General features: G+C 47.8%; 14 protein-coding genes. 4 read left to right on the top strand and 10 right to left on the bottom strand.

Annotated features, from left to right (window positions below; genetic code table 11):
- Positions 1-21 precede the first annotated feature (21 nt).
- The 3 genes from glpX to MKR94_RS10830 all read right to left on the bottom strand — a co-directional run bounded on the left by glpX (position 22) and on the right by MKR94_RS10830 (position 3,511).
- Entirely contained in the window at positions 22-1,002 is a 981-nt protein-coding gene (glpX, locus tag MKR94_RS10840; RefSeq protein WP_241646908.1) for a class II fructose-bisphosphatase, read from the bottom strand.
- 120 nt (positions 1,003-1,122) lie between these two features.
- Entirely contained in the window at positions 1,123-2,634 is a 1,512-nt protein-coding gene (gene glpK / locus MKR94_RS10835; protein WP_241646907.1) for a glycerol kinase GlpK, read from the bottom strand.
- Between the two features lie 25 nt (positions 2,635-2,659).
- Complete coding sequence (locus MKR94_RS10830; RefSeq protein WP_241646906.1) at positions 2,660-3,511, bottom strand: MIP/aquaporin family protein; 852 nt, start codon at positions 3,509-3,511, stop codon at positions 2,660-2,662.
- A gap of 342 nt (positions 3,512-3,853) precedes the next feature.
- On the opposite strand from MKR94_RS10830, the gene zapB reads away from it, so the two are divergent.
- Complete coding sequence (gene zapB, locus MKR94_RS10825; protein ID WP_241646905.1) at positions 3,854-4,093, top strand: cell division protein ZapB; 240 nt, start codon at positions 3,854-3,856, stop codon at positions 4,091-4,093.
- Positions 4,094-4,133: 40 nt separating this feature from the next.
- Here zapB and rraA read toward each other — a convergent pair whose 3' ends face one another.
- The 6 genes from rraA to priA form a co-directional block, all read right to left on the bottom strand.
- Positions 4,134-4,622 carry a ribonuclease E activity regulator RraA gene (gene rraA / locus MKR94_RS10820; RefSeq protein WP_048912980.1) on the bottom strand — a complete coding sequence of 163 codons (489 nt, stop codon included), beginning with the start codon at positions 4,620-4,622 and terminating at the stop codon, positions 4,134-4,136.
- A gap of 130 nt (positions 4,623-4,752) precedes the next feature.
- Positions 4,753-6,093, bottom strand: coding sequence for an HslU--HslV peptidase ATPase subunit (gene hslU, locus MKR94_RS10815; protein ID WP_241646904.1), 1,341 nt, complete (start codon positions 6,091-6,093; stop codon positions 4,753-4,755).
- A gap of 3 nt (positions 6,094-6,096) precedes the next feature.
- Positions 6,097-6,633 (bottom strand): ATP-dependent protease subunit HslV, encoded by a 537-nt coding sequence (gene hslV, locus MKR94_RS10810; RefSeq protein ID WP_048912993.1) that lies wholly within the window; start codon positions 6,631-6,633, stop codon positions 6,097-6,099.
- An 88-nt stretch (positions 6,634-6,721) separates the two neighbouring features.
- A complete protein-coding gene (gene ftsN, locus MKR94_RS10805; protein ID WP_241646903.1) occupies positions 6,722-7,786 on the bottom strand; it encodes a cell division protein FtsN in 1,065 nt (354 codons plus the stop codon).
- 156 nt (positions 7,787-7,942) lie between these two features.
- Positions 7,943-8,947, bottom strand: a complete 1,005-nt coding sequence (locus MKR94_RS10800) for a substrate-binding domain-containing protein (protein ID WP_241646902.1) — start codon at positions 8,945-8,947, stop codon at positions 7,943-7,945.
- Positions 8,948-9,096: 149 nt separating this feature from the next.
- Positions 9,097-11,292 (bottom strand): primosomal protein N', encoded by a 2,196-nt coding sequence (gene priA, locus MKR94_RS10795; RefSeq protein ID WP_241646901.1) that lies wholly within the window; start codon positions 11,290-11,292, stop codon positions 9,097-9,099.
- A gap of 233 nt (positions 11,293-11,525) precedes the next feature.
- Between priA and rpmE the strand changes: the two genes are divergently transcribed.
- Positions 11,526-11,738 carry a 50S ribosomal protein L31 gene (rpmE, locus tag MKR94_RS10790; RefSeq protein ID WP_062814690.1) on the top strand — a complete coding sequence of 71 codons (213 nt, stop codon included), beginning with the start codon at positions 11,526-11,528 and terminating at the stop codon, positions 11,736-11,738.
- 84 nt (positions 11,739-11,822) lie between these two features.
- On the opposite strand, the gene metJ is transcribed toward rpmE, so the two are convergent.
- The gene (gene metJ, locus MKR94_RS10785; protein WP_048912975.1) at positions 11,823-12,140 is read right to left on the bottom strand and encodes a met regulon transcriptional regulator MetJ; all 318 of its coding nucleotides are present in this window, start codon (positions 12,138-12,140) and stop codon (positions 11,823-11,825) included.
- Between the two features lie 259 nt (positions 12,141-12,399).
- On the opposite strand from metJ, the gene metB reads away from it, so the two are divergent.
- Both metB and MKR94_RS10775 read left to right on the top strand, forming a co-directional pair.
- On the top strand, positions 12,400-13,563 hold the full coding sequence (gene metB, locus MKR94_RS10780) for a cystathionine gamma-synthase (RefSeq protein ID WP_241646973.1): 1,164 nt from the start codon (positions 12,400-12,402) through the stop codon (positions 13,561-13,563).
- 2 nt (positions 13,564-13,565) lie between these two features.
- A complete protein-coding gene (locus tag MKR94_RS10775) occupies positions 13,566-16,001 on the top strand; it encodes a bifunctional aspartate kinase/homoserine dehydrogenase II (RefSeq protein ID WP_241646900.1) in 2,436 nt (811 codons plus the stop codon).
- Positions 16,002-16,047 lie beyond the last annotated feature (46 nt).

Below are 16,047 nucleotides of genomic sequence, written 5' to 3'. Positions count from 1 at the left end.
AGTAAGTCACTATTTTCGTTGTTATCGGGTCAAGGTGCTGACCGTTTTAACCCATTGCTGGCTCTGACGTTGACCGTCAATCAGTAAACTATGGGTCGTTATTGACGACTCAGAAGCCTCAACACCTTTCAGTAGATCGCCATCGGTAATTCCCGTTGCGCTGAATAACACATTGTCGCTTTTCGCCAGATCCTCTAATCGAAGCACTTGCCCCAGCGTAAGTCCCATCGCTTGGCAACGAGTCGTTTCCTCTCGGCTTGCGAGACTGTTTTCAGCGCTATAGCCTTTGACCTGTTCGCGGGTGAGTAAGCGAGCCTGCATATCGCCCCCTAACGCCCGGATGGCCGCGGCAGAAATAACGCCCTCCGGCGCGCCGCCGATACCGTACATGACATCGATAGGTTGGTCAGGGAAACAGGTCAACAGTGATGCGGAAACATCACCATCGGGAAAAGTGAAAACCCGAACCCCTAGCTGATAAAGGGCGCCGATAATTGATGTATGACGTGGCTTGTCGAGGATCGATACTGTTAAGTCAGCGAGGTTTTTATGCAATGCTTGGCTAATACGTCGTAGGTTCTCTTCGAGAGTGAGATGCAGATCGATAACCCCTTTTGCTGCAGGGCCAACAATCAACTTCTCCATATACATATCTGGGGCATGGAGCAGTGTTCCGGCTTCGGCTACCGCCATTACCGACAAAGCATTCCCTTGACCAAAGGCCGTCATCCTCGTGCCTTCTATCGGATCGACCGCAATGTCGATTTGCTGGCCGGACGTTTGCCCAACTTTTTCGCCGATATAAAGCATGGGGGCATCGTCAATTTCGCCTTCGCCAATCACGACAGTTCCGTCAATAGGCATAGCATTGAGTTGCTGGCGCATCGCGGCCACCGCTGCACCGTCTGCGAGGTTTTTATCACCCCGTCCGAGCCACCGGAAACCGGCGATTGCTGCAGCTTCGGTCACGCAATTGAATTGTTGTGTGAATGTGTGTTTCATACTGAGTCATTAGGTTAATCAGAGAAAACAGGGACTCAGTGTAACATAGCGAGGAAAGAGGAGGGATGCCCCCTGCAGAGTACAGGAGGCAGTGAGTGCTATTGTTTAGCACTCTGTGTGCTATTCTTCTTTTTCCCAACCTCTGACACGTGAGACTGCTTTTTTCCATCCCGCGTAACGATAATTACGTTCGGTGGTTTCAATGGAAGGGCGGAACTCTTTCTCTACAACGGATTTCGATCGCACTTCTTCTAAATCGTTCCAGAATCCCACAGCAAGGCCTGCCAAGTAAGCCGCACCTAACGCCGTAACCTCTTTAACTTCAGGGCGTTCCACATGTGCACCTAAAATATCGGCTTGGAATTGCATGAGGAAATTATTGGCTACCGCTCCGCCATCGACGCGTAATGTTTGTAAACGGGTATTCGCATCATGCTGCATCGCTTCCAGCACATCGCGCGTTTGGAAGGCGATCGATTCTAATGTTGCACGAATGATATGGTTAGCATTCGCGCCACGGGTAAGGCCGAAGATGGCTCCACGCGCATAGGGGTCCCAATATGGTGCGCCTAAGCCGGTAAAGGCGGGTACCATGTAAACACCGTTGGAATCTTTTACTTTGTTAGCAAAGTATTCTGAATCGTCCGCATCGTTAAATAGTTTAAGTTCGTCACGTAACCATTGAATCGATGCCCCTCCAATAAAGACCGCACCTTCCAACGCATAATTCACTTCACCGCGCGGACCACAAGCGATAGTCGTTAATAATCCATTTTTCGAAGTGATCGCTTCTTTACCGGTATTCATCAGCATAAAACAGCCGGTGCCGTAGGTATTTTTTGCCATACCGGGTTGAACACAAAGTTGTCCGTAAAGAGCTGCCTGTTGGTCGCCCGCTATCCCAGCAATCGGAATACGTGTACCGCCTTTACCGCCGATGTTAGTTTGGCCGTACACCTCGGAAGATGCTTTGACCTCCGGTAAAATCTCACGCGGGATATCAAGCAAATCCAGCATCTTCTGGTCCCACTCTAAGGTGTGGATGTTGAAGAGCATGGTACGTGAGGCATTGGTATAATCCGTAATATGCACACGGCCTTGCGTCATTTTCCAGACTAACCAAGTATCGACTGTACCAAATAGAAGCTCACCGCGTTTCGCTCGTTCGCGTGCCCCTTCAACGTGATCAAGGATCCACTTAACCTTAGTCCCTGAAAAGTAAGGATTGATGACGAGGCCTGTGGCGTCACGGATATCATCTTCGTAGCCTTGCTCTTTTAAGCTTGAACAATAATCCGCAGTACGGGGATCCTGCCATACGATTGCATTGTAAATCGGCTTACCTGTTTCTTTGTCCCATACAATCGTGGTTTCGCGCTGGTTAGTAATACCAATCGCTGCGACTTCATCTGAACTAATGTCGGCATGAGCCAAGACTTCGACCAGTGTCGAACTCTGTGTCGCCCAAATATCCATTGGGTCATGTTCTACCCAGCCGGTTTTCGGATAGATTTGCTCGAACTCACGTTGTGAAACGGCGACGATGTTTGCATCGTGATCAAGAATAACGGCTCTAGAGCTGGTTGTTCCTTGGTCAAGTGCGACGATATATTTTTTTTCTTTATTAGACATAGTGAGTTCCTATTCGCCGTGAAGATTATACTTTACGTTCTTGTACAGTCGCCTTTTCAGCAGTGACTTGCTTGGGTTCAACTTGTACTGCTAAGGGAAGATGACGGCCAATCAAGGTCCGATACAAAAATGCGCCAACTAATGCACCAACAATTGGGGCAAAGGCAGGGACTAAGAAGTAAGGAATATCTTTACCCCCAGTCAAGGCTAAATGTCCCCAGCCTGCTAAATCGGCAAAGAGCTTAGGGCCGAAGTCACGTGCTGGATTAAGGGCAAAACCGGTTAATGGACCAAAAGCCGCACCAATGGCGGCAACTAATAAACCGATTAATAAGGGAGCTAAAGGTCCGCGAGGGATTCCGTTGCCGTCATCGGTAAGTCCCATGATGACGCCCATTAATACCGCAGTAATAGTCGTCTCAATTAAGAAAGCTTGAGCTATTGAGAGATGTGCATCGGGATAGGTTGAGAAAATCCCTGCCATCGGTAAGCTGTCTAGGGTGCCGCGAACAATATGATGAGTCTGTTCGTAGTCAATAAAGAGGCTTTGGTATAGACCGTAGACTAAAGCCGCTGAACAGAAGGCTCCAGCCGTTTGTGCGAAGATATAAGGGAAAAGCTTACGGGCTTCAAAGTTACCAAATACACATAATGCAATGCTGACCGCAGGGTTGAGGTGAGCGCCAGATACCCCAGCACTGACGTAAGCACCCATCGCCACGGCAAGTCCCCAAACGATACTAATTTCCCATTGACCAAAATTTGCACCGGCCAATTTTAGCGCAGAGACACAACCGACGCCAAAAAAGATAATTAAGCCAGTACCGATAAATTCTGCAATACACTGACCAGTAAGCGTGTTGGTTGATTTACTCATAGCGTATTCCTTGACGGAGAAAGAGACAGTATTTGAGTTGCTTTAAACTACTCAAATGTGTTTTTCTTGTGAATTTATCGTTAACGAAAAAAAACGCAAAATACCGCGCGATAAAAATGTGTACTTGGTCAAAAAAAATGCGCGTTTTCGCAAATTATCTTTTTCTTTTGGTTTTCTGAAGGCGAAAAAAAGTAGGCAGACTACTCTTGAAATGGTTTCCCCTCTGGACTTGCACCGCTGCCCTCCATACAATCGGACTATCAGCGCGGCTTTATGATGTATCATAGCGATATATTGAAGGATGCGGTTTTCAACGCCTGGCGTTAATTGGAGATAGTAACAATGTCATTTGAAATGTTTGAGAAATTGGAAGCGAAAGTACAGCAGGCGATTGACACCATTACCCTGCTACAAATGGAAATTGAAGAATTAAAAGAGCAAAACAGTGCGCTTAAGCAAGATGCTCAACAAGCGGTCGGTAATCACGAGTTACTCACCCGTGAAAATCAACAGCTAAAAGAAGAGCAAACGCAGTGGCAAGAGCGTTTACGTGCTCTGCTAGGTAAGATGGAAGAAGTATAAGAAAACGGGCGGGCAGTATCGCTGTCCGCCGTTACGACCATTACTCGTCTTCGGTTAATGGTGTATCAGAGAGGATGATCCCAGTGTTGTCGGCATAGACATAATCACCGGAGAAAAAGGTGACGCCGCCGAAATTGACACGAATATCGCTTTCGCCCATACCGTCTCCCGAGGCACCTGCCGGAATAGCAGCGATGGCTTGGATACCGATATCTAACTCTGCAAGTTCATCGACTTGGCGCACAGAGCCATAAAGAATAATCCCTTCCCAATGGTTACTCACTGCTAACTGAGCAAGTTGTGCATCCACCAACCCGCGTCTTACTGAGCCACCACCATCTACAAGTAAAACTTTCCCTGAGCCATCTTCTTCAAGCAGATCGTAGAGCAGCCCATTATCTTCGAAACATTTTACTGTTGTGATCTGTCCACCAAACGAGGTACGGCCCCCAAAGTTAGAGAAAAGGGGTTCAACCACGTTAACTTCTTCATGGTAGATATCACAGAGTTCGGAAGTATCATATTTCATAGTCGTTTCATCTGGTTGCCAGAGGTGGACTAAGTATATCTCTTTCTCGGTGTGGCGGCAAAGTTCTTGGGGATGGACGGGCGTAAGCAGGGCGTTACCCAAAGCACATCGCTCTGGGTAACGGGGCGGGTTAGAGAATGAAGCGGCTTAGATCTTCATCTGCAACGAGTACATCTAAGTGCTTGCTGACGTAGCCCGCATCAATCGTAACGGTCTCACCAGAGCGGTCGCTGGCCTCGAAGGAGATATCTTCTACCAGCTTTTCCAATACGGTATAGAGGCGACGCGCACCGATATTTTCGGTGGTTTCGTTAACCTGCCATGCCGCTTCGGCAATACGTCGGATTCCGTCGTCGGTGAAGTCGATATTCACCCCCTCGGTTTCCATTAATGCCTTGTACTGCACCGTTACGGAGGCTGTCGGTTCAGTCAGAATACGCTCGAAATCGTTCACCGTTAGGGCTTGTAATTCGACACGAATCGGTAGGCGCCCTTGTAATTCAGGGATCAGGTCAGACGGGCTCGCCACTTGGAAGGCTCCGGATGCGATAAACAGGATATGGTCAGTTTTTACCGTACCGTGTTTAGTCGAAACCGTACAACCTTCAACTAGTGGTAGTAGGTCACGTTGTACCCCTTCACGAGACACGTCTGGACCTGAAGATTGTCCGCCACGCTTACAAATTTTATCGATTTCATCGATAAAGACGATGCCGTGCTGCTCGACCGCCTCAATAGCTTGTTGTTTGAGCTCTTCTGGATTGACGAGGCGTGCGGCCTCTTCCTCGATCAGCAATTTCATTGCGTCTTTGATTTTCAGCTTGCGCGATTTTTGCTTCTGGTTACCCATGTTTTGGAACATGGATTGAAGCTGATTCGTCATCTCTTCCATACCGGGAGGTGCCATGATTTCGACATCCATCGGCGACGCGGCTAAATCAATCTCGATTTCTTTATCGTCCAGCTGTCCTTCACGCAGTTTTTTACGGAAAGATTGGCGGGTCGATGACTCTTCTTGAGAACTATCAGATTCAGGTTGTCCCCAGTTATTTTTCGCAGGGGGAATCAGAACATCAAGAATACGGTCTTCAGCATGTTCAACGGCACGAGCTTTATTCTTTTCAATCGCCTGCGAACGTACCATTTTTACCGCTGCTTCGGTTAAGTCACGGATAATGGAGTCGACTTCTTTACCGACGTAACCCACTTCGGTGAATTTCGTCGCTTCTACTTTAATGAACGGCGCATTAGCAAGCTTAGCGAGACGGCGGGCAATCTCTGTTTTACCCACACCTGTTGGGCCGATCATTAAGATATTTTTCGGTGTGACTTCATGGCGCAGCTCATCGTTAAGCTGCATGCGACGCCAACGGTTACGGAGTGCGATCGAAACCGCGCGTTTAGCGTTATCTTGGCCAATAATAAAACGATTCAGTTCGCTGACGATTTCGCGAGGAGTCATTTCAGACATAACTTACTCCTTATCCCCTGAGTTGAGTTCTTCGATCGTGAGATTGTGGTTGGTATAAATACAAATATCACCGGCGATTTCTAACGCTTTTTCGGTAATCTCACGAGCATCTAATTCTGTGTTTTCGAGCATCGCCCGCGCTGCTGCTTGGGCATAAGGGCCACCTGAACCAATAGCAATCAGGTCGTTTTCTGGTTGGATGACGTCGCCGTTACCGCTTATAATCAGTGAGGCATTCTCATCAGCGACAGCGAGAAGCGCTTCTAGACGACGTAGCATACGATCCGTTCGCCAATCTTTAGCCAGTTCAACGGCAGCTTTCACCAAGTGGCCTTGGTGCATTTCAAGTTTACGCTCAAAAAGTTCAAAAAGTGTGAAAGCATCCGCGGTGCCCCCCGCAAAACCAGCGATGACTTTATCGTTATAAAGACGACGGACTTTTTTCACGTTGCCTTTCATTACGGTGTTACCGAGCGTTGCCTGGCCGTCACCGCCAATAACGACTTTACCGTTACGTCGTATGCTTACTATCGTTGTCACGGGCTGCCCCTTAATCTCTTGAAATAAAAAACTCCGCGACAAAGCGCGGAGTCACTTACAAAAACATATGGGGGTGGGTTTATAACTTTCAACCCCCTACAGAGAGAGTTATACAGTTTGTATGTCCAGAATTTTTTAACTGTTTAATCACGGAATCGATTTTCGAACGCTGAGTGTAAGGGCCAATCACCACCCGATTCCAGCCGCCACCTGTCGTCACACGGCTTTCAAACCCTTCAAATGCGAGCTTCGCGCGCGTGGACTCTGCTTGGGCTGCACCTTTGAACGATCCACATTGAATCAACCAATGTTTGGACGATGCCTCGGTTGCTGTGGGAGGTGAGGCCGGGGTTACCGGAGCCACTTTCTCAGGTTGCGCCTGACTTGGCTTAGCCGCGGTGATCGGTGCACTATGCTGCTGTTGCTGAATTTGACGCTCTAATTGTTGACGCTGCTTCTGCTGTTCGCGGTATGACTGTTGTTGGTGATCAAGCTCAAGCTTTTTTTGCTGTTCAGCATAGGCTTTTTGTTGGCGCTCATGCTGTAGCTGTATTTGTCGATTCTGTTCTTGAAGCGCTTGATTGGCAGCTTGAGCTGGGCGAGACTGGTTAAGCTGCTGCTGCTGCGAAATAAATTGCTGCTCTTGCTGTTGATACTTACGTTGTAGCGCGGCATTTTGCTGCTGCTGGCGAATAGTTTGCTGTTGCTGTTCAGGCGTTTGCTGATTCCATGGAACTTCGCTCAGTTGCGTAGGTTGCTGGCGCATGTCTTCAGCCATTTGTGCTAATAGCTGGCGCTGCTCATCGGTAAGCTGTGTCGGTGATTTTACTTCGCCACCTGCGCTAGGTTCGACTGGGCTAGGTACCGTTATTTGGCGGTTCTCTAACTCTTTGATGTATTTCCAGCGCTCTTCAGGTTTAGGAGGAAGTCCATTGGTGGTTGTCTTATGAGGGGCTGCTTCTTTTTCCGCTTGTTTCTTATGGTGAGCAAGCAGTGCTAATACACCAATAAAAAGCACTAAAGCTGCTGCAGCGATAACAACAATTACCTTAGAAATACCAGTATTCGCCTTAGAGTTTTTACGTCGGCTATTATTTTTTTTTCGTTGCGGCGTTGATGAACGTCCGCGTCCTACATAGTCTTTTTGTGCCACACCGGTACCGATATTATTTAAGCCAGCTGAAAGGCGAGATTGCCTGAAGAATTGATTAATAACAATTACTACTATGTTACTTAACCGAATGAAGTTTGACCAGTAAACTCTAGTTGAGATTTTTATTATTTGGAGTGAAATTTTCAGTAATGAAACCTAGCGCGTAGACTGCCGTAAAATAAGTTCAGTTTCCAACAGATAGGACCGATTGATAAGTGGCTTTCCTTCCATAAGCGTCATTAATAAAGAAACTGCGGCTTCACTTTGAGCGACTCTGGGTTGTGCAACGGTCGTAAGCGGTGGGTCGGCATATTGACTCTCTTCAATATCATCAAACCCAATGACAGAGAGCTGCCTTGGTATCACAATACCGAGTTGTTTAGCGCGATACATCACTCCGAGCGCCATCCTATCGTTGTGGCAAAAAATGGCATCGGGCGGTGGAGTCAGAGTCAAAAGGTGTTTGGCAGCGGCTATCCCTGATTTGAACGTGAAATCACCCCGAGTGATAAAGTAGGGATTCAAGGTAAGGTTATGCCGTTGTAATGCTTGTAAATAGCCTTGTCGTCGGTATTGGCAAATAGCTAAGTCTTCAGGTCCGGTGACACAGGCAATACGATGGTGACCGCGTTGAATAAGATAATTAACAGCATTGAAAGCGGCGCTTAAATGATCAATGTGCAAAGTGGGAGCACCATGATCGGAAGAGTATTCATTAATCACCACACTAGGCAGTGATGGGGGACGGTCAAGAGATGAGGGGGAAAGCCCCACATAGATTAGACCATCGTAGTCATCGGGTAAGCCCCTCGTTTCGGGTAGATAACGATTAAACGTTTGATGGGCGCAGTCGAACAGAGTAATTAAGCAGTGTTGTTGACTTGCTTGCATCTCGATACCACGGATGATCTCACTGTAAAAACTGTCGGTGACATCGGCAATAATCACTAGAACCTTACGCCAACGAGGGGTTACCCCACGCGGAAAAAGGGGGAACGTTGAGTAACCTAAGGTTATCGCAGCGGATTCGACGCGTTGCCGAGTAGCCGGTGAGACTTTTTCCGGGGCAGTAAACACACGCGATACCGTTGCGGTCGAGACGCCCGCTGCTAAGGCTACCGCTTTCATGGTTGCTGAGGAGGGATTTGGAGTGGTTTTCAATGGGTAACTCCTCAATGAATAAGATTTCATGTCAATCAGTTGCTGAGTCGTGTTACTTCAGCCCTTGAATAAAAGAGAGCGTAACAAAACCGATTAACTAATTGTTATTCATCGATTAATTTTAAGAGTTGCTTCACAACCTTTACTGCTCAGCTGTCTGTTGGATCGATATCCAAAGACCATTTAACCTTTTTATCGCCAGCCAACGTACCCACCAGCAGTAAGCTCTGCGAAAGGAGTTTTTGTAACCGTCCCCGCGAGGGGCTTTGAATGACGAGTTGCCAGCGCCAGCGCCCTTGACGCTTAGCATGCAGGGCAGGGACTGGTCCGATAATCCAACATTCATCATCTTTCAATGGACTTGATTCGATAAGGTTGCGTAACTGCTGTAAGAAACGCTCTGTTTGGTCGCTATCTTGGTGCTCGGCTCGAAAGATCGCTTGGCTAGAATAAGGAGGTAGCTGTAATTGTTCCCTGATCGCAAGCGTTTCAGCGGCAAACTGAAAATAGCCTTTACTGAGTAGAGTTTGGAGAAGCGGATGCTCCGGTTGGTGGGTTTGCAGTAACACTTCGCCTTGTTTTCCAGCGCGCCCGGCTCGGCCAGCCACTTGAACATAGAGTTGTGCGAAATGTTCAGTTGCTCGGAAATCAGCGGAAAATAGCGCGCCATCGACATCTAGTAATGCCACTAAGGTGACATCGGGGAAGTGATGGCCTTTGGCGAGCATCTGTGTCCCAATCAGAATTCGCGGTCCACCTTGATGAATTTGCTCAAGATGCTGTTCAAGCATCCCTTTTTTACGCGTGGTATCACGGTCAATACGGGTCAGAGGCGTATCAGGAAATAATTGCTGTAAGTTTTCTTCAAGTTGTTCGGTTCCTAATCCTGCGGGCATAAGATGAGAAGAGCCACATTCAGGGCATTGCCAAGGGATTGGCCGCTGACTGTCACAATGGTGACAGCGCAGACTACGTTGCTGCTGATGATAAGTATAGTAGTGGTCACAACGTTGGCACTCCGCTAACCATCCGCAGTCGTGACAGAGTAATGCTGGCGCGTATCCACGCCGGTTAAGAAAGAGTAGCGCTTGGTTACCGGCTTGAAGATGGGCACAGATACGTCTAATCAGTTGTGGTGATAACCCCGATTGTAGGGTGACAGATTTGAGATCAATCAGCTGCTGCTGAGCGGTGGTTGCATTACCTGCTCGCCGAGTAAGGTTGAGCTGACGGTACTTACCGACGCGGACATTATGTAAGGTTTCCAAGGCAGGTGTGGCTGAGCCAAGGATGACCGGTATTTTTTCTTTATTGGCCCGAAAGACGGCGAGATCACGAGCATGATAGCGCCAGCCATCTTGTTGCTTATAAGAGCTATCGTGTTCTTCATCGACAATGATTACACCGGGTCGGGCTAAGGGTGTAAAAATTGCTGAGCGGGTACCAATGATAATTGCTGCTTCACCCGTTTTACTTTTCAGCCACACACTGAGACGCTCGCTATCATTCAGCCCAGAGTGGAGAACTTCGACGGGCGCCTGAAAGCGTTCCCGAAAGCGAGCGATAGTTTGCGGGGTTAGCCCTATTTCTGGGACTAAGACGAGGGCTTGTTTCCCTTGTGCGAGAATATTTTCGATAACGCTGAGGTATACCTCAGTTTTTCCTGAACCTGTAATGCCTGCCAATAGCCATGGGCTAAATTGCTGAGTCGTACTATGAATTGCCCCGACCGCGGTGGCTTGCTCGGTGGTCAATTTAAGCCGGTCACCGAGAACGTGAAACTGAGGACGCCAATCGTCAAGTGATTCAGCAAGCTCATAGAGATCGCTCCACCCTTTTTTACGCAGCGCTTGGAACGTACTTTCTGGTAAGTCGTGGTCAGCGACCGCTGATCGTAACAATCCACCTTGTCGCAGGAGCATGACTGCTTGGCGCTGTTTCGCCGAACGCTTAATCTCACTTGGGTCGATAACGCGCCCCATATCGGTGAGTCGCCATTCGTACTCGATTGCCTTGCGCGCTTCTTTTCCTTGACGAAGTTGAGAGGGGATAGCGTGAAACAGAATTTCACCCAGAGGGTAATGATAATATCCGCTTGACCAAGTCAATAACTCCCAAAGACTGGGCGTAAAAAGGCTCTCGGTATCGAGAATTTCATCAATAGGCTTAAGTTGTTCGGCACTGAGGTCACTTTTCGCACTGTGTGTTACCACGATTCCTATCATTTTACGGCGACCGAAATTTACGCGGACACGACACCCTATTTGGGGGACCTGCGCAGGGTCTGCAGTGTAGTCATACAGTTTGGGGAGAGGAACCGGTAAAGCTACCTTAATGATGGTCATGCATTACTCATACTCAGTGAACCGAAACGGCAAGTGTACCGCTGATCGTGAAGTGTTTGAAATCGTCATTTGCATGTTGTTGTCTATTTTCTGTATAATATCCGGCCTTCGTTAGACAGCGGTCTTATTACGCGACGAAGGCATACACTTATATTTATTATTCAATCGCGTGTGGTGCTGTGCAAGCTAAGCTTGGCACGGAGAGCGACACGGCCTTCTACTGAGGTTATCCCATGAAAAAAGGTATTCATCCAGAATATAACAACGTTACCATTTCTTGTTCTTGCGGTAACGTAATCGAAACGCGTTCAACCCTGCGTCAGCCTTTAAACTTAGACGTATGCGGTAACTGCCACCCATTCTACACCGGTAAGCAACGTGTTGTAGACACTGGTGGTCGTGTTGATCGCTTCAACAAGCGTTTCAGCATCCCAAGCTCTAAATAAGTTTCTTGATCAGTGGGGGCTTCCCCCGCTGTATAAAAAACCCGGCAAATGCCGGGTTTTTTTATGGGGGGTAAAAGGGTTATGCTAGTAGTCCCAAGTATCGGGATCAATGCCCATTTCACGCATAATTAATTTAGCCGTTTCAGGGATCTCATCACTTCTTTCTTTTCGCAAATCGTTGTCATCTGGCAAGGGCTGGCCAGTAAAGGCATGTAGAAAAGCTTCGCACAATAGCTCGCTGTTGGTCGCGTGACGTAAATTATTGACCTGCCGACGCGTTCTTTCATCCGTTAAGATCTTCAATACTTTTAGCGGGATAGAAACAGTGATTTTCTTTACTTGCTCACTTTTTTTGCCATGTTCAGCATAAGGGCTGATATATTCGGCATTCCACTCAGCCATGGGGTACCTTATTAATAAATGTTAATTACTTGAATTCAGCTTATTATGCCAGATATCGCAGATAAAACTGGATTTATTGGTCCAAAGGTCGTCAAAAGCAATTATTCTCTTCTAAGACCGGACATTATGGTCTGATTTTACCTCTTATCAACCTATTGCTCAATCTACACGCAAATCTATTTGGATGTCTAGATGTGTTGACGTCTATTTTCTGCAAGGATATGCTAAGGATCACTTTATGACTCTTGGTTACTTCCCTATGACACAATTCAAGCAGGCGACAATTGCGGTACGCAGTGGATTAAATGAAGATCACCAATATGGCTGTGTCGTTCCTCCCATCCATCTTTCGACCACCTATAACTTTACGGATTACAACCAACCTCGGGCACACGATTATTCTCGCCGTGGTAACCCTTCACGGGATGTTGTCCAACAAGCCTTAGCGGAATTAGAGGGGGGGGCTGGTGCGGTGATGACGAATACCGGCATGTCAGCTATTATGCTTGTGATTACCGTGTTTTTAAAACCGGGTGACTGGCTGATTGCTCCGCATGACTGTTATGGGGGAAGTTATCGACTGTTTGATAGTTTACAAAAACGCGGCGCGTTTAATGTGAAGTTTATTGATCAAGGTGATCCGCAAGCCGTTGCAGAGGCCTTAACGCTAAATCCTAAGCTTTTCTTAATCGAAAGCCCGAGTAATCCGCTATTAAGGGTAGTAGATATTGAAGCGCTATGTCGAGCAGCCCGTGCAGTTGGCGCAGTGACCGTTGTCGACAATACGTTTCTCAGCCCGGCACTGCAAAACCCTCTTCAACTCGGTGCTGATTTGGTTGTGCATTCTTGTACGAAATACCTCAATGGGCACTCGGATATTGTGGCCGGTACCGTTATTGCTAAAGACCCTCAAGTGGCGACTGAACTGGCGTGGTGGGCGAATAATATTGGTGTAACCGGTTCAGCTTTTGATAGTTATCTATTATTAAGAGGTATACGGACGCTTTCTCTGCGGACTAAAGCTGCGCAAGAAAATGCGCTGGCAATTGTTGAGTATCTGAAAAATCAGCCTTTGGTGAGTAAGCTCTACCATCCCTCACTTCCAGAGAATCAAGGTCACGAGTTTGCTTGCCGTCAGCAACGTGGTTTCGGTGCGATGCTGAGTTTCGAGTTGGCTGGGGATGAACAGACGGTGCGCCAATTCTTTAAATCGCTAAAACTCTTTACCCTTGCGGAGTCGTTAGGCGGTGTCGAGAGCTTAATTTCACATACTGCAACGATGACACATGCTGGAATGTCGGCAGAAGCCCGAGCCGCTGCAGGGATTTCTGATACCTTGCTGCGTGTTTCGGTAGGAATTGAAGATCATAACGATCTGATCGCTGATCTTGACCAAGCTTTCCAACGTCTTACTCAGGAGTAATTATGGTCGGCGGTATAGATCTGAAAAGTGAAGTGATACGACAGCTGCATAAGTTTGGGGGTAGCAGCCTTGCTGATCGACGGTGTTACTTACGCGTTGCAGAAATCATGGCCGAATACAGTCACGTGGGTGACATTATGGTGGTTTCTGCCGCGGGAAGCACAACGAATCAGCTGATTAATTGGTATCGCCTGAGTCAAACTGATCGGCTATCCGCCTTCCAAGTCCAACAACATTTACGACGCTATCAATTAGAGCTGATGGAAAGTTTACTGCCTGAGGTATTAGCTGAGCCGATTGCTCAGCAATTTATCGCAGATGTCGATCACTTATCTATCCTTTTAGACGGCGAAGGCAGCGATGCGCTATATGCTAAAGTGGTCGGGCATGGAGAGATTTGGTCAGCTCGGTTGATGAGTGCCGTGCTCAATGATTGCGGAATCGATGCCCAGTGGATTGATGCGCGCACATTCTTACGAGCAGAACGTTCCGGACAGCCGCAAGTGGATGAAGGCGAATCCTATCCACTATTACAAACCATCTTGGCACAGTATCCGCATAAGCGACTGGTTATTACAGGTTTTATCTCTGCGAACCGCGCAGGTGAAACCGTTTTACTCGGACGCAATGGATCAGACTACTCCGCGACTCAAATAGGCGCTTTGGCTGGTGTTAGCCGAGTCACCATTTGGAGCGATGTTGCCGGAGTCTATAGTGCCGACCCAAGGATTGTCTCGGATGCTTGCTTGCTGCCCTTATTACGTCTTGATGAAGCTGCTGAACTCGCACGCCTCGCAGCACCGGTACTGCATACGCGTACGTTACAGCCTGTGGCGACGAGTCATATTGATCTGCAATTACGGTGCAGTTATCAACCTGAGGTGGGTTCAACCCGTATTGAACGAGTCTTAGCATCGGGAACAGGTGCAAGGATTGTCACTAGTCATGAAGATGTCTGCTTGATCGAAATACAGATTGGGCCACGCCACGATTTCACTCAATTATCGAAAGAGGTCGACCAATTCTTAATCCGTACACAGCTTCGACCTTTAGCGCGTGGTGTCCACAGTGACCGTCAATTATTGCAGCTTTGCTATACCTCTGAACTAGTTGAAAGCGCATTTTCTCAACTTCAAGCATCGGGCTTACCTATAAGCTTACGCTTACGCGAAGGACGGGTGCTGGTAGCAATGGTGGGTGCAGGGGTGAACCAAAACCCACTTCACTGTCACCGTTTTTGGCAACAGATTAAAGACCTACCCGTGGAGTTTGTTTGGCAGTCTGATGAAAAGCTGAGTTTAGTTGCCGTGCTACGTAAAACGGCGCTTCCCCCGATAGTTCAGAGTTTGCACCAATCCTTATTTAGAGCTGAAAAGCGCGTGGGTATCGTACTGTTTGGCAAAGGGAATATTGGTTCTCGCTGGTTAGAACTCTTTTCCCGCGAACAAGAGAACCTTTCTGACCGTACTGCAATAGATTTTGTATTAGCCGGTATTGCAAACAGTCGACGAAGTCTACTCAGCTATGAAGGGCTGAATGCTGCGGAGAGTTTGGCGAATTTCGAACGAGATGCGACAGCTTTAGATGAAGAATCGCTCTTTCTCTGGATGCGTGATCACCCCTTCGATGACTTGGTTGTGCTCGATGTTACCGCCAGTGAAGTGCTGGCCGAGCAATATCTAGATTTCGCGAGTTACGGTTTTCACGTGATCAGCGCTAATAAAGTGGCCGGGGCATCCTCCAACCAGCGTTGGCGACAATTGCGTGATGCGTTCGATAAGACTAGGCGTTATTGGTTAACGAACGCGACAGTCGGTGCAGGCTTACCTATTAATTATACGGTAAGGGATTTACATAATTCAGGAGATAAGATTCTGTCGATTAGCGGTATTTTTTCCGGCACTCTCTCTTGGCTATTTTTACAGTACGATGGGTCGATTCCTTTTAGTGAGTTAGTTGATCAAGCGTGGCAGCAGGGACTCACTGAACCTGATCCTCGTGTTGATCTCTCCGGAATCGATGTTATGCGTAAATTGGTGATCCTTGCGCGAGAAGCGGGATCGGATATTGAGCCTCACCAAGTGAAGGTTGAGTCCTTAGTACCGGAGGCTTGTCGTGAAAATACGATGGATTATTTCTTCGAAAATAGCGAAGCCTTGGATGAGCAGATCCAGCAGCGTTTCGACACCGCTCAAGAGCTAGGTTTAGTACTACGTTATGTCGCTCGCTTTGATACGCGGGGTAAAGCCAAAGTCGGTTTAGAAGCACTACGTCCAGATCACCCTCTTGCCGCACTTTTGCCGGGTGATAATGTTTTTGCGATCGAGAGTCGGTGGTACCGGGATAATCCTTTAGTGATACGTGGACCGGGTGCAGGACGAGATGTGACCGCCGGGGCGCTACTCTCGGATCTTAATCGATTAGCCAAGCTAATTTAAGTCAAAAAAAAAGCACCTGATGAGGTGCTTTTTTTTGGGCCTTGGC

The sequence above is a fragment of the Rosenbergiella metrosideri genome (genome assembly GCF_022602565.1).
In the GTDB taxonomy this organism is placed as follows: domain Bacteria; phylum Pseudomonadota; class Gammaproteobacteria; order Enterobacterales; family Enterobacteriaceae; genus Rosenbergiella; species Rosenbergiella metrosideri.
This window is presented reverse-complemented; position numbering and strand designations above follow the sequence as displayed.